Annotated in this window: 20 protein-coding genes; 13 read left to right on the top strand and 7 right to left on the bottom strand. The window is 69.5% G+C overall.

All coding sequences use genetic code 11. The annotated features are described in order from the left end of the window. Positions 1-96 precede the first annotated feature (96 nt). Genes DJ017_RS16570 through DJ017_RS16585 form a run of 4 tightly spaced genes read left to right on the top strand, consistent with a single transcriptional unit; the run spans position 97 to position 3,210 of the window. Positions 97-948, top strand: coding sequence for a universal stress protein (locus DJ017_RS16570; protein WP_165830662.1), 852 nt, complete (start codon positions 97-99; stop codon positions 946-948). Continuing rightward, the gene (locus tag DJ017_RS16575) at positions 945-1,982 is read left to right on the top strand and encodes an AI-2E family transporter (RefSeq protein ID WP_111529757.1); all 1,038 of its coding nucleotides are present in this window, start codon (positions 945-947) and stop codon (positions 1,980-1,982) included. Before DJ017_RS16570 ends, DJ017_RS16575 begins: the two co-directional genes overlap by 4 nt. 54 nt (positions 1,983-2,036) lie before the next feature. Next, a complete protein-coding gene (locus tag DJ017_RS16580; protein ID WP_111529758.1) occupies positions 2,037-2,654 on the top strand; it encodes a glutathione S-transferase family protein in 618 nt (205 codons plus the stop codon). 16 nt (positions 2,655-2,670) lie between these two features. Further along, positions 2,671-3,210, top strand: a complete 540-nt coding sequence (locus tag DJ017_RS16585) for a DUF1697 domain-containing protein (protein ID WP_111529759.1) — start codon at positions 2,671-2,673, stop codon at positions 3,208-3,210. Positions 3,211-3,215: 5 nt separating this feature from the next. On the opposite strand, the gene DJ017_RS16590 is transcribed toward DJ017_RS16585, so the two are convergent. From DJ017_RS16590 to DJ017_RS16600, 3 genes are read right to left on the bottom strand one after another with little or no spacing between them, the layout of a single operon-like run. Beyond that, the gene (locus DJ017_RS16590) at positions 3,216-3,782 is read right to left on the bottom strand and encodes a TetR/AcrR family transcriptional regulator (protein WP_227000178.1); all 567 of its coding nucleotides are present in this window, start codon (positions 3,780-3,782) and stop codon (positions 3,216-3,218) included. 55 nt (positions 3,783-3,837) lie between these two features. Next, complete coding sequence (locus tag DJ017_RS16595) at positions 3,838-5,004, bottom strand: DSD1 family PLP-dependent enzyme (RefSeq protein WP_227000179.1); 1,167 nt, start codon at positions 5,002-5,004, stop codon at positions 3,838-3,840. 11 nt (positions 5,005-5,015) lie between these two features. Next, positions 5,016-6,275, bottom strand: a complete 1,260-nt coding sequence (locus tag DJ017_RS16600; RefSeq protein ID WP_111529761.1) for a D-arabinono-1,4-lactone oxidase — start codon at positions 6,273-6,275, stop codon at positions 5,016-5,018. 174 nt (positions 6,276-6,449) lie between these two features. On the opposite strand from DJ017_RS16600, the gene DJ017_RS16605 reads away from it, so the two are divergent. From DJ017_RS16605 to DJ017_RS16620, 4 genes are all read left to right on the top strand, one after another. Then, positions 6,450-7,415: an Lrp/AsnC family transcriptional regulator gene (locus tag DJ017_RS16605; RefSeq protein WP_111529762.1), complete on the top strand. Its 966-nt coding sequence runs from the start codon at positions 6,450-6,452 to the stop codon at positions 7,413-7,415. A 124-nt stretch (positions 7,416-7,539) separates the two neighbouring features. Then, positions 7,540-9,057 carry a spinster family MFS transporter gene (locus DJ017_RS16610; RefSeq protein WP_111529763.1) on the top strand — a complete coding sequence of 506 codons (1,518 nt, stop codon included), beginning with the start codon at positions 7,540-7,542 and terminating at the stop codon, positions 9,055-9,057. 102 nt (positions 9,058-9,159) lie between these two features. Next, complete coding sequence (purB, locus tag DJ017_RS16615; RefSeq protein WP_111529764.1) at positions 9,160-10,497, top strand: adenylosuccinate lyase; 1,338 nt, start codon at positions 9,160-9,162, stop codon at positions 10,495-10,497. Positions 10,498-10,505: 8 nt separating this feature from the next. Further along, positions 10,506-10,796, top strand: coding sequence for an MmcQ/YjbR family DNA-binding protein (locus DJ017_RS16620; protein WP_227000229.1), 291 nt, complete (start codon positions 10,506-10,508; stop codon positions 10,794-10,796). Positions 10,797-10,820: 24 nt separating this feature from the next. On the opposite strand, the gene DJ017_RS16625 is transcribed toward DJ017_RS16620, so the two are convergent. Continuing rightward, a complete protein-coding gene (locus tag DJ017_RS16625) occupies positions 10,821-11,909 on the bottom strand; it encodes an AI-2E family transporter (protein ID WP_111529765.1) in 1,089 nt (362 codons plus the stop codon). A 299-nt stretch (positions 11,910-12,208) separates the two neighbouring features. Here DJ017_RS16625 and DJ017_RS16630 point away from each other — a divergent pair, with 299 nt between their 5' ends. After that, complete coding sequence (locus tag DJ017_RS16630; protein WP_111529766.1) at positions 12,209-13,837, top strand: ABC-F family ATP-binding cassette domain-containing protein; 1,629 nt, start codon at positions 12,209-12,211, stop codon at positions 13,835-13,837. 15 nt (positions 13,838-13,852) lie between these two features. Here the strand turns inward: DJ017_RS16630 and DJ017_RS16635 are convergent, their stop codons facing one another. After that, entirely contained in the window at positions 13,853-15,268 is a 1,416-nt protein-coding gene (locus DJ017_RS16635; RefSeq protein ID WP_111529767.1) for a hypothetical protein, read from the bottom strand. Positions 15,269-15,546: 278 nt separating this feature from the next. Then, a complete protein-coding gene (locus DJ017_RS16640) occupies positions 15,547-15,867 on the bottom strand; it encodes a DUF1476 domain-containing protein (protein WP_111529768.1) in 321 nt (106 codons plus the stop codon). Between the two features lie 229 nt (positions 15,868-16,096). Here DJ017_RS16640 and purC point away from each other — a divergent pair, with 229 nt between their 5' ends. The 4 genes from purC to purQ all read left to right on the top strand — a co-directional run bounded on the left by purC (position 16,097) and on the right by purQ (position 18,216). Continuing rightward, a complete protein-coding gene (gene purC / locus DJ017_RS16645; RefSeq protein WP_111529769.1) occupies positions 16,097-16,852 on the top strand; it encodes a phosphoribosylaminoimidazolesuccinocarboxamide synthase in 756 nt (251 codons plus the stop codon). Further along, on the top strand, positions 16,852-17,091 hold the full coding sequence (gene purS, locus DJ017_RS16650; RefSeq protein ID WP_111529770.1) for a phosphoribosylformylglycinamidine synthase subunit PurS: 240 nt from the start codon (positions 16,852-16,854) through the stop codon (positions 17,089-17,091). Before purC ends, purS begins: the two co-directional genes overlap by 1 nt. Next, positions 17,088-17,465: a hypothetical protein gene (locus DJ017_RS16655; protein ID WP_111529771.1), complete on the top strand. Its 378-nt coding sequence runs from the start codon at positions 17,088-17,090 to the stop codon at positions 17,463-17,465. Before purS ends, DJ017_RS16655 begins: the two co-directional genes overlap by 4 nt. An 88-nt stretch (positions 17,466-17,553) precedes the next feature. Continuing rightward, positions 17,554-18,216, top strand: a complete 663-nt coding sequence (purQ, locus tag DJ017_RS16660) for a phosphoribosylformylglycinamidine synthase subunit PurQ (RefSeq protein WP_111529772.1) — start codon at positions 17,554-17,556, stop codon at positions 18,214-18,216. Between the two features lie 70 nt (positions 18,217-18,286). Here the strand turns inward: purQ and DJ017_RS20490 are convergent, their stop codons facing one another. Beyond that, positions 18,287-18,451 carry a hypothetical protein gene (locus DJ017_RS20490; protein ID WP_165830663.1) on the bottom strand — a complete coding sequence of 55 codons (165 nt, stop codon included), beginning with the start codon at positions 18,449-18,451 and terminating at the stop codon, positions 18,287-18,289. Positions 18,452-18,524: the final 73 nt, after the last annotated feature.

Below are 18,524 nucleotides of genomic sequence, written 5' to 3' on the forward strand. Positions count from 1 at the left end.
CCGGCCTTGATCTGCATCAGGGCCGCGAATTGGACGAGGCTTAGGATGTCCGAGACGCGCCGGCTTCGGTCCCCCGGCGCAAGGGGAAATCGGCTCATGGCCTTTCACGACATCCTCCTGGCGCTGGTCAGCTATCCCGACGCGACCCCGGGCCCGGCCATCGACCGCGCGGTCCGGGTCGCCCGGCGGCTCGGCGGCGAGGTCACCGCGCTCGGCGTCCAGATCCGCGTCGAGGCGCCGAAGAACATGCTCGCCGAGGCCCTGCTGGGACTGGAATCACTGGCCGCCGGCGAGCGCGCCAAGAGCGCCGCCTCCCTGCGCGAGGCGCTGGACCGGTTCAGCAACGACGCGCGCGCGGTCGGCCTGACCGCCTTTCAGGAGATTCAGGCGAGCCACCTCTACGACGAGGCTCACGTCGTGGTCGGACACGCCCGCACCCGCGACATGACCATCGTGCCGGTCGGTCCCGCCCCCGCCTCCAGCCAGCCGATCGCCGAGCACCTGCTGTTCGACAGCGGCCGCCCGGTAGTGGTGACGCCCGAGACCGGCCCGCTCGACGCCGAGACCGGTCCCTACCGGACCGTGGCCATCGCCTGGGACGGCAGCCGCCCGGCGGCCCGCGCCGTCGGCGACGCCCTGCCGCTCCTCAAGCAGGCGCGCGACGTGCGCGTGCTCAGCGTCATCAACGAGAAGCCTTCGGTCACCGCCGGATGCGGTCACGACCTGGTCCGCCACCTGGCGGCCCACGGGATCACGGCCACCGTCGACGAGGTGGACGACGCCGGGCGAGACATCGCCGAGGCGTTCCAGGCCTATGCCGCCGACAAGGGGGTCGAGTTCCTGGTCATGGGCGGCTTCGCCCGCTCGCGCGTCCGCGAGGTGATCCTCGGCGGGGCCACGGCCGGCGTCCTGGCCAAGCCCTTCATCCCGACCCTGATGGCCCATTGACCGCGCCCGACCGATCCGAACTCGGCGCCGCCGCCGTCCGCGCGGTGCTGGTCCTGGCGGGCGTCGCCGTGGGCGCCTTGCTGATCCTTCGGCTCGCCGACGTCCTGCTGCTGCTGTTCGGCGCCATCCTGGTGGCGATCCTGTTCCACGCGGTGGCCCAGCCGCTGCGCGAGCGCGGCCTGCCGCGCGTCCCGGCCCTGGTCGCCGCGGTCCTCGCTGTCGCCGGGTTCTTCGCCTTCATCTTCTGGCTGTTCGGCTACGAGGCCCAGGCCCAGTTCGACACCCTCTCCGAGCTCCTGCCCCGCGCCTGGGCCGGGCTGCAGGCCAGGCTCTCGGCCTCGCCCACCGGCCGCTACCTGCTGGAGGGGCTGACCAACATGCGTCACCCGGAGAACCAGCTCCTCTTCGACCTTGCGCCGCGCTTCGCCTCCACGGCCGCCGGCGCCATCGCCTCGGCGATCATCGTCTTCTTCGCCGGACTCTACCTCGCCTTCCATCCGGAGACCTATTTCGGCGGCGCCCTGATGCTCGCTCCGCGCCGCCTGCGGCCGCGCCTCACCGAGGTCGCCGAGGCCTGCGCCGAGAGCCTGCGCCGCTGGCTCCTGGGCCAGGTGTTCTCCATGCTGCTGGTCGGGGGGACGGTGAGCCTTGGCCTGTGGCTGGCGGGCGTGCCCTCGCCCCTGGCGCTCGGCGCCCTCGCCGGTCTTGCCCAGTTCGTGCCGGTGGTCGGCCCCATGGCCGCGGCCATCCCTGGCCTGCTGATCGGCCTCTCCGAAGGCTCCGACACCTTCGCCTGGGCTGGCCTCGTCTACTTCCTGGCCTCCCAGCTCGAGGCCAACCTGTTCTCGCCCTTCGTCCTGCGCTCCCTGGCCGAGCTTCCCATGGCCGTGACCCTGTTCGCCGTCTTCGCCATGGGCGTCCTCTTCGGCTCGCTGGGGGTGCTGTTCGCCACGCCCCTGGCGCTGATCGCCTATGTGCTGATCAAGATGCTCTATGTGGAGGACGTGCTCGGCGAGACGCCCGCCTCGACCTAGCGGCCTGGCCGCGCGTTCTCTAGACAAGGCATCCGCCAGCAGAGGAGACGCGCGATGGAGCTCGTGATCGGGACGAGGAAGTGGTCCACCTGGTCGCTGCGGCCGTGGCTGGTCATCAAGCGCTCGGGCCTGCCGTTCACCGAGATCGAGGTGCCCCTGCGCGAAGACGGGGTGACCTCCGAAGCGATCCGCCCCCATTCGCCCTCCGGCCTGGTGCCGGTGCTCAAGGACGGCGACCTGACCGTCTGGGACAGCCTGGCGATCAGCGAATACCTTGCGGAAAGGGTCCCCTCGCTCTGGCCGTCGGACCCGGCGGGCCGCGCCCGCGCCAGGGCCGCGGCGGCGGAGATGCACTCCGGCTTCTCGTCTCTGCGCGGCGAGTGCCCCATGGACCTCACCGCGACGCCGCGCGCCGTCGAGCTCTCCGAAGCGACGCACAAGGACATCCGCCGGATCGTCGCCATGTGGAGCGACATGCTCGCCCGTCACAAGGGCCCGTTCCTGGCCGGCGACTGGTCGATCGCCGACGCCTTCTACACCCCGGTCGCCACCCGCTTCCGGACCTACGGGGTCATGCTGTCCGACTACGGCGACGCGGGCGCGGCGGGCGAATACGCCGAGCGGCTTCTCGAGACGCCCGAGTTCAGGGAATGGGAAGCGGCGAGCCGCTGACGGGACGATCGAGACGATGAAGCGACACGCGGTCCTGCTGCGCGCGGTCAATGTCGGCGGGACCGGCAAGCTGCCCATGGCCGACTTCAAGGCGCTGCTGAGCGGCCTCGACTTCGAGGCGCCCCAGACCCTCGGCGCCGCCGGCTCGGCGGTGATCGGGACCGACGCCGCGGCCGCCACCGTCGAGGCTCAGCTCGAGGCCGCGCTGAAGGACAGCTTCGGCCTCGCCACCGAGGTCTTCGTACGCGATCACGAGGCCCTCAAGGCGACCCTCGCCGCCAACCCGTTCGCCGACATGGCGCGCGACAGGCCGAGCGCCCTCCTCGTGCTGTTCCTCAAAGGCGAGCCGGCGGCGCCCGACGTCGAGGCCCTGCGCGCGCGCATCGTCGGGCCCGAGGCGGTGCACCCGGGTCCGCGCAGCCTCTACATCGCCTATGGCGCGGGCATGGGGACATCCAAGCTCACCGGGCAGGTCATCGAGCGGGCGCTCGGCCTGCGCGGCACGAGCCGCAACTGGAACACGGTCCAGAAGCTGGCGGACCTGACCGCCCCCTGAAGCTGTCAGGGCTGGAGGGCGTGCCTCATCAGCGCCGCGGCGTCGCGGAAGAGGTCGTCGCGGGCGATGCGGTCCTCCTCGGTCAGCATCTCGTCGAGTGCGAAGCCCAGCTCGACGGCGATGCGCACCCGCCGCCAAAGCACCTCGCGCGGCATGTCGGGCAGCAGCGGACCGTAGGCCTCCACCATCCGGTCGGTGACCAGGCGGTGGGACTCGACGCGGACCGAGGCGAGCTGGGGCACGGCCCGCAGCGCGCGCAGCACCCACACCGCGCCGGGCTCGGCGGCGGTCACGCCCGCCGTCTCGCGCATCAGCTCTTCCACATGCGCCGCCAGGGCCTCGGGGCCATTCGGCGCGTGGCGCTCCAGCCAGGCGAACAGCACCTGGTTCTGGCGGTCCATCAGCCTGTGGCCGAGGGCTTCCAGCACCGCGTACTTGTCCTTGAAGTAGCGATAGAGGGCCGGCGGCGTCATCCCGGCGCGGGCGCAGATCAGGTTGGTGGAGATCCGCTCGATGCCGACCTCGCCCAGCAGCTCGCCGGCCACGTCCAGCAGGCGCTCATAGGTCTGCACCGCCCGCTCTTGGCGGGGCGGCGCACGGCCGGCCTTCGCAGGGCGCAGGGCCATCCTAGCGGGCGCGGCCGCGGGCGCTGACCGGCCAGATGTCCACCAGCGTGTCGCCGCGCAGCAGGTGGTAGCTTTCATAGTGCTCCACTGTCGGATCGCAGTGCGGCGGGTTCAGCCGCACCATGTCGCCGATGGCGAGCGCCTGTTCGATGCCGGGCGCGACCAGGGCCGAGTGCTCGTCGCCCATGAAGAACACCGCGCCCTGCGGACCGCCGGCGGCGGGCGTCGGCGGCTTGCCCTCGGTGGCGAAGGCCTTGAACCCGCCGTCGAGGGTGACGAGGCCCGGGCTGTTGGCGCTGACCACGCGCGTCTCCACGAACAGGCTGCGCTCGAAGGACGAGGCTGCGCCGTCGGCGCCCAGCTCGCAGGCGGCGTACTGGTCGTCCATGAAGATGTAGGAGCCTACTTGCAGCTCGTTGAGCACGCCCAGCTCCAGGTCGATCAGGTGGGTGCCGGTGCCGCCGCCGGTGACGATCGCCGGCTTGGCGCCCGCCGCCTCGAGGTCGGCGAGGATGGCGCGCAGATAGTCCATGCGCTCGGCGATCGCGGCTCGCCGCTCGGCGAAGGATTCGATGTGCTGCTCGCGGCCGCAGTACATCTGTACGCCCTCGTAGCGCAGGGCGGCGTGCGACTGGATCCGCCGGGCGAGCTCCACCGCCTTCTCCGAGGAGGTGACGCCGGTGCGGTGGATTCCCGGGTCGATATCGACGAACACGCCCAGCGGACGCTCGGGCGTCGCGATCTTGGCCAAGGCGTCGACGTTCCTGGGATCGTCGGCGACCACCGACAGCCCGGCGCTCACCTTGTTCAGTTCGCCGAGGCGCTTGAGGCCCGGGGCGGCGACCACCGGCGAGGTGACATGCAGCCCTTCGATGCCGCCGGCCGCCAGGGCCTCGGCTTCGCCGAGCTTGGCGCAGCACACCCCGACCGCGCCGGCGGCCACCTGGCGGCGGGCGATCTCGACACTCTTGTGGGTCTTGGCGTGGGGCCGCAAGCGAACGCCCTTGGCCTTGGCCAGGGCCGCCATCCGCTCGATATTGGCCGACAGCGCGGCCTCGTCGATCACCAGCACGGGGGTGTTGAGATCCAGGCGCGACCCCTGGCGGCCGATCAGGTGGCCGTGCAGGCGGACGTCGTCGGATTGGAACTTCACGGGTTCCGGGCTCACGGGCGCGCTCCTCAGACGAACAGGTCGGACAGATGGCCGTTGAGGAACTTGCCCTCGGGGTCGGCCGCGCGGCGCACCTGCCGGAACCGCTCGGCCATGGGATAGAGCATGTCCACGTCATGGCGCGAGAGGGTGTGGCGCTTGGCCCAGTGCGGCCGCCCGCCGTGCGCCCGGAAGATCGCCTCGGCCTCCTTGAACAGCCCCTGCCAGGGCATCTTGGCGTACTGGTGCATGGAGATCGACGCCCCCGGTCCCTTGTTGAACGGCGAGAGCCAGATGTCGTCGCCGGCCGCCCAGCGGAACTCGAAGGGGAAGGCCACCGGCTTCTTGCCCGCGCGAATCCAGCGGATCACCTCCTCGAGCGCCCGCAGGCCGTTCGCTCGCGGCAGCTCGTACTCCATCTCCTCGAAGCGCACCGTCCGCTCGGAGGGGAAGATCTGGTAGGCCGGCCCGACGCGGCGGCCGGGCCCCAGCGCCCGCATCATCCCGCGCTGCAGGGTCGGGATCAGGAAGGGCGTGCGGGCGGCGATCTCGTTGGCGATGCGGAACGGCGTCTCGTCCACGTCGGTGGTCCGATCCTTGGTGTCCTCCGCCTCGGTGGGCTGCAGCGTCTTCAGGATCACCTGGTCGGAATAGGGGAAGACGAAGAACTCGGCGTGCCGATGCGTCCGAGCGATCTCCTCGAAGCGGACCTTGGCGTCGGCGAAGGGGATCTTCTCGATACGCTCCTCCAGCCTGTAGGCCGGCAGGACGTCGATGACGGCCTCCACCGCCACGCCCAGCATGCCCAGCCCCAGGCGCTGGGCCTCGAAGAGCTCGGGGTTCTCGGTGCGGCTGCAGGTCTTCACGGTCCCGTCGGCCATGACGAGGGTGAAGCCGTGGGCGAGGGTCGAGAGGCTGCCGAGGTCACGGCCGGTGCCGTGGGTCCCCGTGGCCAGGGCGCCGGCCAGGGCCTGCGGGTTCACATCGCCCTGGTTCGGCAGGGAGAGGCCCTCGGCCCAGAGTTCGGCGGTGAGCTTCTTCAGGCTCCAGCCCGCCGGCGCGCTCACCGTCCTGCGGTCCTTGGCGACGGCTAGGCGTCCGGCGAGGTTCTCGAGATTGAGCAGGAGGCCGTCGGTCTCGCAGAGCGGCATGAAGGAGTGGCCGGCGCCCGCGACGCGGACGGCGCTCGCCTCCCGCACCAGGCCCTGCAGCTCCTCGAGGCTCTCAGGCTGCGCCATCCGCGCCGGCCTGGCGCGCACGCTTCCCGACCAATTGCTCCAGTCGCCCATCCGGCCGCTCCCATACCCACCGACGAGCGGATCAAAGCGGGCGCACTTTCAGTAGTCAACGCTATCTTTGTAATTGTTTGCGCCTCACGACGAGCGGCAGGAATTCACCCCTGAGGCGTCGCGCTCGCCTTCCGCGCGCTTGCCGCACCGCGATTCGAAGCTCAACCTTGAATCATGGGAGGCTCCACACCCGGCCCGCACGCGGGCGCCGCGCCGCAGCTCTGGCGGATCGGACGCGCGTCCCTGGGCTTCCTGGTGGACACCTTCTCGATGAGCCGCGGCGGCGCGGGCGACATCGTCGACCCGCTGCTCCTGACGATCATCGTCGACTCCAACCTGGCGCCCTTCAACCAGGATCCGGAGCTGACCGCCCGCTATGCGACGCTCGACGATCCCCCGCCGGACGAGCTGCGCCGCCCAGTATCGGTGAACGCAATCGCCGCCTCCCTGCGCATGCCCTACGAGACGGTGCGCCGACGGGTGACCCGGCTGATCGAACTGGGCGCGGTTCAGGCGACCCCCAAGGGCGTGGTGGTGCCCGCCGGGACGCTGCACAACCCCTTCTACGACATCGTCGCCACCGCCCGGTACGAGCGGATGAAGCGGCTCTATTTCGAGATCAAGGCGCTCGGCGGGCTGGCCGGCCTCGACGTGCGCCCGCCCGAGGCGCCGCGCCACGAACGCGCGCCCGTCCGCCTCGCAAACCGCCAGCTCTCCGAATATTCGCTGCGGGTGATCGACGGCTTCATGCGCCGGTTGGGCGATCCGGTGACCGGTCTGATCCTGCTCGAGATGGCCCACGCCAACGCCGAGCACCTGTCGGCGAGCGAGACCGCCTACGAAGGGCCGATGTCCGATGACAAGCGTCGGCCGATCCGCGCCCTCACCCTCGCCAAACGGGTCGGTCTCCCCCCCGAAACCGTGCGCCGGCACGTGGCCAAGCTCGAGCAGCACGGCTTCTGCCGCAAGGTCGAGGGAGGCCTGCTCGCGGCCCTCGAACAGCTCGGCCAGGGGGGCAGCGGCGAGCATGGGCTGATGAACAACCTCACCAACCTGCACCGCATGCTGGTCCGCCTGGCGGCCCTGGGCGTACTCGCCTTCTGGGATGACGAGGCCGCGACGGCCTGCGCAGCCGGATAATTCAAAAGAAAAGGATCGGCGCGGCCCGAGCCCCCTTTCCTCGCGCCCGGCCGCGCGGCTAACCTCCCCTTCAAATCAACAATAGCCGCACAATTTCGCGGCCGTCGGGGAAACGATTTCAAGGATGAGCAAATCCACCACCAAGGCTGGCGCCGGCAAGCCAGTGTACTCCGACGGCTACAAGCGCCTGGTGCTGGTGCTGCTCGTCACGGCCTACACCTTCAACTTCATCGACCGCACGATCATCGCCTCCATCGGCCAGGCGATCAAAGTCGACCTGAAGATCACCGATACCCAGCTCGGCCTGCTCGGCGGGCTCTACTTCGCCCTGCTCTACACCTTCCTCGGCATCCCCCTGGCGCGGCTCGCCGAGCGGTTCAGCCGGGTGAACATCATCTCCGGCGCCATCGTCATCTGGTCGGCCTTCACCGCGCTGTGCGGCACGGCGGGCTCGTTTGCGACCCTGGCCTTCTACCGCTTCGGCGTCGGCGTCGGCGAAGCCGGCCTGTCGCCCCCCGCCCACTCGCTGATCAGCGACTACTACGAGCCCAAGAAGCGCGCCTCCGCGCTCAGCGTCTATTCGTTCGGCATCCCGCTCGGCACCATGATCGGCGCGGTGATGGGCGGCTACCTGGCGCAGAACTTCTCCTGGCGCGTGGCCTTCTTCATCGTCGGCATCCCGGGCGTGCTCATCGCCCTGCTGATCAAGATGCTGATCAAGGAGCCGCCGCGCGGCCACTCGGAGCCCGAGCCGCACCCGACCCTGGCCGAAGACGTCAGCCCCGACGAGCCGGCCAAGCCGGCGCCGACGCTGGCTCAGGAATTCAAGGAGATGGGCGGGGTCATCAAGACCCTGTTCGGGGTCTGGCCGGTGCTCAACGTGGTGCTGGGGGTGACCCTGGTCTCCTTCGCCGGCTACGGCGGCGGCCAGTTCGTCCAGCCTTACTTCATCCGCGCCTTCCACATGAGCTACGCCCAGGTGGGCCTGATGGTCGGTCTGATCGGCGGCCTCAGCCAGGGCGTCGGCACCATCGCCGGCGGCTTCCTCACCGACCGGCTGGCGAGGTTCGGGACCCGGTGGCACGCCCTGGTGCCGGCGATCGGCATCACCCTCGCCTACCCCTTCATCGTCGGCATCTACACCGCTCCGACCCCGACCGTGGCCGCCTTCTTCCTGCTGCTGCCGGGCCTGTTCTCCTACACCTACCTCGGCCCGTCGTTCGGCATCGTCCAGAACATGGTGCCGACCCATCGCCGGGCGACGGCGACGGCGGTGATGTTCTTCTTCCTGAACCTGATCGCGCTCGGCGGCGGCCCGCCGATCACCGGCCTGGTCATCGACCACCTCGCCGCCTACCACTTCGCCCATCCGGACCAGCCGGGGATGTGGGCCGCGGTGCAGGGCATGTTCGCGAGCCACGTGGCCGACTTCCAGGCCGCCTGCCCCGGCGGCGTCGCGCCGAAGACCGCCGACGCCGCGGCCAAGGCCGCCTGTTCCAGCTCGCTGGTGCTGGCCACCCGCCAGGGCGTGATCCTCGCCTACGCCGTCAGCCTGTGGGGCGCGCTGCACTACCTGATCGCCTCCTTCGGCCTGAAGACCGCCATGGCCAAGGCCCGCGCCGACCGCGGCGAGGCGGACTGAACCCACCCAGGTGTCGTCCCGGACAAGCGCTGGCGCGCTTTCCGGGATGACACCGAGTGAGCGGCATTTGACTTTCGCCGCCCCGCGCGACACACCCCGCCCATGATCCCTCGTTACGCGCGCAAGGAAGCCGCCGACATCTGGTCCGCCCAGAGCCGGTTCAAGATCATGTTCGAGATCGAGGCGCACGCCGCCTCGGCCATGGCCGAGCTGGGGGTGATCCCCGAGGAAGCCGCGCGGGTCATTTGGGAAAAGGGCCAGGACGCCATCTGGGACGCCGATCGCATCGACGAGATCGAGCGCGAGGTGAAGCACGACGTCATCGCCTTTCTCACCCACGTCACCGAGGTGGTCGGGCCCGAGGCCCGCTTTCTGCACCAGGGCATGACCTCCTCGGACGTCAACGACACGGCCCTGGCGGTGCAGCTCGCCCGCGCCACCGACCTGCTGATCGAGGATGTCGACCTCGTCCTGGCGGCGCTGAAGAAGCGCGCCTTCGAGTTCAAGATGACGCCCACCGTCGGCCGCAGCCACGGCATCCACGCCGAGCCGACCACCTTCGGCCTCAAGCTCGCCGGTCACTACGCCGAGTTCCAGCGCGCCAAGGAGCGCCTGGCCATGGCCCGCTTCGAGATCGCCACCTGCGCCATCTCGGGCGCGGTCGGCACCTTCGCCAACGTCGACCCGCGGGTCGAAGCCTATGTCGCCGACAAGATGGGCCTGGCGGTGGAACCGGTGTCCACCCAGGTGATTCCGCGCGACCGCCACGCCGCCTACTTCTCGGCCCTCGCCGTGGTCGCCTCCTCCATGGAGCGCCTGGCCGTCGAGATCCGCCACCTGCAGCGCACCGAGGTGCTGGAAGCCGAAGAGTACTTCGACAAGGGCCAGAAGGGCTCCTCGGCCATGCCGCACAAGCGCAACCCGATCCTCACCGAGAACCTGACGGGCCTCGCCCGCCTGATCCGCTCGGCCGCGGTCCCGGCGCTGGAGAACGTCGCCCTGTGGCACGAGCGCGACATCAGCCACTCCTCCGTCGAGCGCGGCATCGCTCCAGACGCCACGGTCCACCTCGACTTCGCCCTGCGCCGGCTCGCGAACGTCGTCGACCGGCTGCTGGTCTATCCGGAGAACATGCTGAAGAACCTCGATCGCCTCGGTGGCCTGGTTCACTCGCAGCGCGTGCTCCTGGCCCTCACCCAGAAGGGCGTCTCGCGCGAGGGCGCCTACGCGGCCGTGCAGCGCAACGCCATGAAGGTCTGGCGCGGCGAGGGCAATTTCCTCGACTTCCTGATGGCCGACCCGGAGGTCACCCTCTCCGAGGCCGAGCTCAAGGAGCTGTTCGACCTCGGCTACCACTTCAAGAACGTCGACGTTATCTTCGCCCGCGTGTTCGGCGAGGAGACGGCCCGATCGCAACCCTCGAAGACCTCCGCCGCCTGAGCCTGGCCCTGCCGGGCGCCCATGAGGTCGCCTACAAGGGCGACCCGTGGTTCAACGTCGGCAAGAAGACCTTCGCCCTGTTCACCGACGGTCGAGCGATCATGAAGCTCGACCGGGGCCGTCAGGAACTCCTGTTCGAGGTGCGGCCGCAGACCTTCGCCAGGTGCAAGGTGGCGACGGTGCATTGGAGCTGGGTGGAGCTCGATCACCTCGACGAGGCCGAGCTTGGCGAGCTGGTGCTCGAGGCCTGGTCGCAGATCGTGCCGAAGAAGGTGAGCCGCCCATTCCTGGGCCGGTGAAACAGCCCCTTCGAATCCGGGACCTCACGGATCCTCACGGCCGCGGCGCTGATCCGTGGACGCCGGCAGGCCGGGCGCGGAGACCGGCTCGCCCAGCGTGTTGCGCAAATAGAGCACCCGCACCAGGGTGTAGAGGACGACCAGCATCGGCGTGGCGAGCACCACCCCCAGGGGTCCGATCAGGACCCCGAAGGCGAGCACCGCCACCAGCGACAGCACCGGCGGCAGGTCGACCGCCCGCTTCTGCACGAACGGATAGATGACGTTGCCCTCGAGCTGCTGCACGGCGATGTACATCAGCAGCGTCCAGGCGACGGTCTCGCCGCCGCTGGGGATGGCCAGCAGCACGCCCGGAATGATCGAGGCGACCGGCCCGATAAACGGCACGAAGTCCAGGAGCGCGGCGATGAGGCCGAGCGCGAGGGGCGAGGGCAGGCCGACGAGCCAGGCGCCGAGCCCAGTCAGCACCCCGACGAAGGCCATGTCCACAAGCATGCCGCGCAGCCACAGCTGCAAAGATCGGCCGCAGGCGTCCAGCGCCTCCGTCACCGCCGCCCGCGGCGCCTTGGGGAACAGCAGAGCCAGGCCGTCGCGGGTCTTGCCCGGCTCGATAGCCATGAAGAGCCCGGCGAAGATCACCAGCACCAGGTTGGTGATAGCGCCCGCGAAGCTCACCGCGTAGCCGCCGATGCGTCCCGCCAGCCCCTTGAACTGGGCTGTCAGGTCGCCGGCGTCCTGGAGCTGAGCAGCGAACCGGTCGCCGAACGGCAGGCCGCTGACGAGCTGCCGAAGGTCGGCCATCGAGTGCGGCAGACGGCTGGCGAGTTCACCGAACTGGGCGACCATGACCGAACCGAACAACCAGGCCGAAGCGCCGATCACCCCCGCGATCACGATCACCGCAGCGGCCAGGGCCCATCGGTCCCCGAGTGGGGTGTGATCGCGGATCGGGTCTGCGAGACTGCGGAACAGCACGGCCACCACGATCGCCCCGAACACGAGTGCGAAGACGCTGGCGAGCTGCCAGGCCAGGAACAGGGCCGCGGCCAGCGCGAACTGGAAAGCAGTGCGCCGGACGAAGGCGCGGTCGAGGGAGGGCGGGGGAGCGGCCATGGGCAGGCGGGCGCTCAACGCGGCCTGCCGGAGACGGTTCCCCCGCCAGTTACGGGGCGCCGAGTGCTCGTTTCGGATGAGCTACGACTCCCCCCCGCGCATCGCCGAGATGTAGGCTTAGCAATAGGCTGATCGGGGGCGACTTGGCGCGCCTGAGGCAAGTCGTCCGATCGCGCGGCGCTCCGACGTTCCGTCTGTTTCCGAGCGCATCGTCTCCTCTGAAAAACGCCGCACCTGGGACAAGACGCGCGGGGCCCGCCCCTGGCGTTCTCGTCGGCGGCGGGCTAGCAGACCGCCCGATGATCCGCCTCGACAACATCTCCAAGCAGAACGGCCACCAGATCCTGTTCATCGAAGCCTCGATGGGCGTCCAGAAGGGGGAGAAGGTCGGGCTCGTCGGCCCGAACGGCGCCGGCAAGACGACCCTGTTCCGCATGATCACCGGCCAGGAGGAGCCTGACGACGGGCTGGTCGCGATCGATCCCGGCATGACCATCGGCTACTTCAGCCAGGACGTCGGCGAGATGTCCGGCCAGAGCGCGGTCGCCGCGGTGATGGACGGGGTCGGTCCGGTCAGCGCTCTCGCCACGGAGATGGCGGCCCTTGAAGCGGCCATGGTCGATCCGGATCGGGCCGATGAGCTGGACGCCGTCATCGAGCGATATGGCGAGGTGCAGGGCCGGTTTGAGGAGCTCGACGGCTATGCGCTGGAGGCCCGCGCCCGCGAGGTGCTGGCGGGCCTGAGCTTCAGCCAGGAGCGCATGGACGGCGACGTCGGCCTGCTCTCCGGCGGCTGGAAGATGCGCGTGGCCCTGGCCCGCATCCTCCTGATGCGCCCCGACGCCATGCTGCTGGACGAGCCGAGCAACCACCTCGACCTGGAAAGCCTGATCTGGCTGGAGGCCTTCCTCAAGAACTACGACGGCGCGCTGCTGATGACCTCGCACGACCGCGCCTTCATGAACCGCATCATCGGCAAGGTGGTGGAGATCGACGGCGGTTCGCTGATCACCTATTCGGGCGACCTCGACTTCTACGAGCAGCAGCGCGCGCTCAGCGAGCAGCAGCGCCAGGCGCAGTACGAGCGCCAGCAGGCCATGCTGGCCAAGGAGATCAAGTTCATCGAACGGTTCAAGGCGCGCGCCTCGCACGCCGCCCAGGTCCAGAGCCGGGTGAAGAAGCTCGACAAGATCGAGCGGGTCGAGCCGCCGCGCCGGCGCCAGTCGGTGCAGTTCGAGTTCCGGAGCCCGCCGCGGTCGGGCGACGACGTGATCAGCCTGCGCAATGTCCACAAGGGCTATGGCGAGCAGCCGATCTACGAGGGCCTCGACTTCCTGGTGCGGCGCAAGGAGCGCTGGTGCGTGCTGGGCGCCAACGGGGCCGGCAAGTCGACCCTGCTGAAGCTCGTGGCCGGCGCCGCCGCGCCGGACAAGGGCACGGTCAGCCTCGGGGCCAGCGTCAGGATGGGTTACTTCGCCCAGCACTCCATGGACCTGCTGGACGGCGAGGAGACGATCTTCGAGTCCCTGGACGGGTCGTTCCCGCAGGCGGGCCAGGGCGCCCTGCGCACCCTGGCCGGGTGCTTCGGTTTCTCAGGCGACGACGTGGAAAAGCCCTGCCGCGTGCTCTCCGGCGGGGAGAAGGCGCGCCTGGTCATGGCCAAGATGCTGTTCGATCCGCCGAACCTGCTGGTCCTCGACGAGCCGACCAACCACCTGGACATGGCGACCAAGGAGATGCTGGTCGCGGCCCTGGCGGATTTCGAAGGCACCATGCTGTTCGTCTCGCACGACCGCCATTTCCTGTCGGCCCTGTCGAACCGGGTGCTGGAGCTGACGCCTGAGGGCGTCCATCAGTACGGCGGCGGCTATTCGGAATATGTCGCCCGCACGGGCCAGGAAGCGCCGGGCCTGCACCCGGGCGGCTAGCGGGCGGCCGCGCCCTCAGCCGATCACCGGCAGGCTTCGCAGGTCGTAGGCGTTCCGGCGGCCAACCTTGGCGAGGGCGGCGCGCACGTCCGGCCGCGCGGCGAGGCGCGCCCAGGCCGCCCGGAGCCTGATCCTATGGCTCCAGGGGTTCGGCTCCGGCCCATAGGCCTGCAGCCCGGCCAGGGCGTCGATCCGACTTTCCGGGTCCTCGAGTTGGCGCACGAGCGCGGCCGCCGCCCCATCGAAATCGCCCGCGCAGAGCAAGGCCTCGATCATCGCCGCCGGCGCCCAGCGTTCGTGACGGACCAGGAAGTTCATCGCCGCGGCGTCGGTCCCGGCGCCGGCTTCAACGGCGACACAGGCGCGGGTCTTGGCCAGCAGCATGCGGTCCTCCAGCCCCAAGCCGTTGTCGCTTGCCTGATCCAGCCAGCGCTTGGCCTCCTTGGCGCGGCCGGCCTCCAGCAGCGCCTGCGCCAGCATCACCGCATCGAGGCCGGAGCAATGGCAGGCGGCGGCGGCCGTGCGGGCCCCGATGGCCTCGCCGAGTCGGCCCTCGTCGATCATGGCGGCGCTGCGCCAATACTGAAGCACCGGCTCGTCGTCCATGTCGTCGAAGGCGGGCTGGCGGCGCGGGCCGGCGCCCAGGGCCTGGACCGCCTCGTCGAGGAGCTTAAGGGCCTCGGAGGAGCGGCCGAGGATGACGAGGGCGCGCGCCTCTGCGACGCGGCCGTTCAGCATGCGGGGGTTCTCCCGCATGTAGTCGTGGGACTGGGCGAGATAGCGCTCCGCGGCTGCGCGGGCGTCGCCGAGCGTGGGGGTGGCGCGGACGAGGTCGTCAAAGCGCGGGTCGGCCTGCACGGCCATGACCAGGGTGGGATCGGTGATCCGGCGGGCGATGGCGGCCGCCTTGCGGCGGTCTCCGGATTCGTCGAGCGCCCGCGCGTAGTCGAGCCACACGCGGCTGGGGTCGTAGATGACGAACGCGGGCTCCCACGCCTCGCGCTCCATCTCCCGGCCGAGGGCGAGGCGCGCCTGACGCGCGTCGGGCAGTTCGCCGAGCAGGCGGTCGAAGCGTTCCAGCTGGCGACCGGAGAGCGACAGCAGGGGCTCGCGCCCCATCAGCCGCTGGAAAGACTGGTAGGCGTCCGCTCCGTCGCCGGCGAGGATCGCCACGTGGAAGCGCCGGTCCCAATCCTCGGGACCCGCCTGCGCCTGCTCCGTGGCGAGGACGGAAGCCTTGTGCGCAGCGTCCCACTCGCCCAGGCGATAGGCCGCCGCCGCATAGAGAGCCGCCAGCTGATAGCGCCGGCTGGCGGGCATGCGGGCGAACAGGTCGGCGTCCTTGATCGCCGGCTCGAGCATCTCGAGGATGTCGCCCTCCTCGCCACCACGCTGGGTAAGGAAGGCGGCCAGCGCGACCTGCGGGGCCATGACCGGATCGCCTGCCTCAAGCGCCGGCGCAGCGGATGCAGCGGCGGTGGGGCGCGCCGCTGCAGCGAACAGAGCGAGACCGCCAACGAGGGCGAGAAGGAGACGTCGAAAGGGCTGCATGGGTCGCTCCCGCCAGGAGCGAGCAGGATCACCGCCTCGCCTTAAACGACGGTTCCCGAGCAGGGTGAACGGGGCAAGAGCGTGCGGGTCGGATATTCGGCGCGGCTTGAGCTATCGACGTCAGAGAGCCGCGCAGGCGCCAGGCGGCAACGGGCGGATCAGCCCTTCTTCACCTCTTCGCGGGCCTGGGCGAGCAGCTCGGCCATCTTCATGCGCACGTCGCCCTCGGTGACGTTGACGCCAGAGCCCTTGAGGTCCTCGAACACCTTGCGCAGCACGTCCTCGTCGCCGGGCAGCTCGAAATCGGACTTCACCACCGCCTGGGCGTATTCGTCGACGTGCTTGCCTTCCAGGCCCATCAGGCCCGCGGCCCACTTGCCCAGCGCGCGATTGCGGCGAGCAGTGGCCTTGAACTCCTGCTCCTGATCGAGCGCGAACTTCTTCTCGAAACCCTGTTCACGATCGTCGAAGGTGGTCATCTGGTCCCCGGGTATGCGGCGCGACGGGCGCTCACATATCCTGAGCACGCCGGGGCCGCAATCGAAAGGGAACTCGTTTTGCGAGGTTTGCGGAATGGGCGCCCTTCGGCTAATTTCCGCCCGCCTCAATTGGGCGAGAGGCCGAGTCGGATCCGCGCGCGAGGATCACCCGCGCGCTTTTTTCATTCCGCCGACCGGCGAGCCCCGCCCACGGAGAAGGCTTTAGACGATGACCCGCCGGAAGAAGATCTACGAGGGCAAGGCCAAGATCCTCTACGAAGGTCCTGAGCCCGGCACCCTCATCCAGTACTTCAAGGACGACACCACCGCCTTCGACGCCACCAAGAAGGCCGTCCTCGAGGGCAAGGGCGTGATCAACAACCGGATCAGCGAGTTCATCATGACCCGGTTGAACTCTATCGGGGTCCAGAACCACTTCATCCGCCGGCTGAACCTGCGCGAGCAGCTGATCCGCGAGGTCGAGATCATCCCGCTGGAGGTGATCTGCCGGAACATCGCCGCGGGCTCGTTCTCGAACCGGTTCGGCGTGCCGGAGGGTAACCCCCTGCCGCGCTCGATCATCGAGTTCTGCCTGAAGGACGACAAGCTCCACGACCCGATGGTCGCCGAGGAGCACATCACCGCCTTCAACTGGGCCTCGACCCAGGAGATCGACGACATCATGGCCCTCACCCTCAGGGTGAACGACTTCCTGACCGGGATGTTCGGCGCGGTCGGCATCACCCTCGTCGACTTCAAGATCGAGTTCGGCCGGGTCTGGGAGAACGACTTCTCCCGCGTCATCCTCGCCGACGAGATCAGCCCGGACAGCTGCCGGCTGTGGGACTCCACGACCAACGAGAAGCTGGACAAGGACCGCTTCCGCCGCGACCTCGGCAACGTCATCGAGAGCTACACCGAAGTGGCTCGCCGCCTCGGCATCATGAAGGAGATGCCGACCGTCATCCAAGGGGGCCTCCACTAGTGCGCGCCAAGGTTCACGTGTTCCTGAAGCCCGGCGTCCTCGACGTGCAGGGCAAGGCGGTCGAGCAGGCGCTGCACGGCCTCGGCTGGCCCTCGGTGGAGCATGTCCGGGTCGGCAAGACGATCGAGTTCGACCTCAAGGCCGGCGACGCCGCCGCCGCCGAGGCCGAGGTCAAGGCCATGTGCGAGAAGCTGCTCGCCAACACCGTGATTGAAAGCTACCGCGTGGAGGTGGCGTGAGGGCGGTCCTCGTCCTCGCCATCTCGATCACCCTGCCGCTCTGCGCCTGCTCGCAAAAGCCCGCCAGCCACGGCGCCGAGCCCCTGCCCCTCGACTGCGGCCAGTCCTTCGAGACCCAGGCGCAGCGGATCACCGCCCAGCCTGGCCTGAAGGCCGCGCCGAAGGATCCGGCCGAGCCCTACCGCTACTATTCCAGCGAGGACGGGGCGACTTCGTACCTGATCACCGAGCCCGGCGCCCCGGGCCATCCGGCGATCATGATGCAGAAGGCGGTCGGCCATGAGGTGAAGACCACCGGCTGTCCCTATGGCGATCCCAAGGGTTACCAGCAGCTCCTCGGCTACCTGGACGGGCTGAAGGCGTGGCACAGGTGACCTGGGCAACGCTGAATGGGGCGTCGGTGAGTCTTGACGCCGCCTGCCCCTCCGACCACTTGAAGGTCGCCGCCTCGAAGGACCCCCGATGAAAGCCGCCGTCATCGTCTTCCCCGGATCCAACTGCGACCGCGACTGCAAGGTCGCCATCGAGCGCTCCACCGGCGCCGAGGTGTCCATGGTCTGGCACAAGGAGACGGCCCTGCCGGAGGGGGTGGACCTCATCGTGCTGCCGGGCGGCTTTTCCTACGGCGACTACCTGCGCTGCGGGGCGATGGCGGCGCTGTCGCCGATCATGCCGGAGGTGAAGGCCGCGGCGGAGCGCGGCGTCGCCACCGTCGGCATCTGCAACGGCTTCCAGATCCTCTGCGAGGCCGGGCTACTGCCCGGCGCCCTCCTGCGCAACGACCACCTGAAGTACAACTGCGCGCCGATCGAACTCGAGGTCACCAACGCCCAGACCCGGTTCACCGCCGGCTACAAGGGCCGCCGCCAGGTGGCCATGACCATCGGCAACGGCGAGGGCAACTTCTTCGCCGACGAGACCACCCTCGACCGTCTCGAGGGCGAGGGCCAGGTGGTGTTCCGCTATGTGAACAACCCCAACGGCTCGGCCCGCAACATCGCCGGGATTGTCAACGGCCGCGGCAATGTCCTCGGCATGATGCCCCACCCCGACCGCGCATTCGAACCCGAACTCGGCAGCGCCGACGGCGCCATCCTCTTCCAGAGCGCCCTCGCCAGCGCCTGACCAATCCACGGTTCAAAGAGAAAGGGCGGCCTTGCGGCCGCCCTTGGTCGTTTGGGTGAGTGGCTAGGGCTCAGTGCCGCCCGTCGCGGCGCTGCTGGTTCTGGCCGTTCTGGGACATGCCCGATTGGCCGCCCTGGCCTTGGCCCTTCTTGCCGGATTGCTGCTGCTGGCGCCCGCCCGCCTGCTGCTGTTGCTGCTGCTGGCGCTGCTGGTCCTGCTGCTGCTGATTGGCCATGGTCTGCTCCGTTGTGACGGCGCCTCTCTGGCGTCAGGGGACCAACCAGCGGGCGCATACGGAGTTCCCCCCT

Source organism: Phenylobacterium soli (genome assembly GCF_003254475.1).
GTDB lineage: Bacteria > Pseudomonadota > Alphaproteobacteria > Caulobacterales > Caulobacteraceae > Phenylobacterium > Phenylobacterium soli.

Bases quoted from the DNA above. Each gene is read 5' to 3' on its own strand.
- DJ017_RS16580 (WP_111529758.1), top strand. From the start codon at position 2,037: ATGGAGCTCGTGATCGGGACGAGGAAGTGGTCCACCTGGTCGCTGCGG.
- DJ017_RS16630 (WP_111529766.1), top strand. From the start codon at position 12,209: ATGATCCGCCTCGACAACATCTCCAAGCAGAACGGCCACCAGATCCTG.
- purB (WP_111529764.1), top strand. From the start codon at position 9,160: ATGATCCCTCGTTACGCGCGCAAGGAAGCCGCCGACATCTGGTCCGCC.
- DJ017_RS16640 (WP_111529768.1), bottom strand. From the start codon at position 15,867: ATGACCACCTTCGACGATCGTGAACAGGGTTTCGAGAAGAAGTTCGCG.
- DJ017_RS16600 (WP_111529761.1), bottom strand. From the start codon at position 6,275: ATGGGCGACTGGAGCAATTGGTCGGGAAGCGTGCGCGCCAGGCCGGCG.
- DJ017_RS16605 (WP_111529762.1), top strand. From the start codon at position 6,450: ATGGGAGGCTCCACACCCGGCCCGCACGCGGGCGCCGCGCCGCAGCTC.
- DJ017_RS16610 (WP_111529763.1), top strand. From the start codon at position 7,540: ATGAGCAAATCCACCACCAAGGCTGGCGCCGGCAAGCCAGTGTACTCC.
- purQ (WP_111529772.1), top strand. From the start codon at position 17,554: ATGAAAGCCGCCGTCATCGTCTTCCCCGGATCCAACTGCGACCGCGAC.
- DJ017_RS16625 (WP_111529765.1), bottom strand. From the start codon at position 11,909: ATGGCCGCTCCCCCGCCCTCCCTCGACCGCGCCTTCGTCCGGCGCACT.
- purC (WP_111529769.1), top strand. From the start codon at position 16,097: ATGACCCGCCGGAAGAAGATCTACGAGGGCAAGGCCAAGATCCTCTAC.
- DJ017_RS16585 (WP_111529759.1), top strand. From the start codon at position 2,671: ATGAAGCGACACGCGGTCCTGCTGCGCGCGGTCAATGTCGGCGGGACC.
- DJ017_RS20490 (WP_165830663.1), bottom strand. From the start codon at position 18,451: ATGGCCAATCAGCAGCAGCAGGACCAGCAGCGCCAGCAGCAGCAACAG.
- DJ017_RS16635 (WP_111529767.1), bottom strand. From the start codon at position 15,268: ATGGCCCCGCAGGTCGCGCTGGCCGCCTTCCTTACCCAGCGTGGTGGC.
- DJ017_RS16570 (WP_165830662.1), top strand. From the start codon at position 97: ATGGCCTTTCACGACATCCTCCTGGCGCTGGTCAGCTATCCCGACGCG.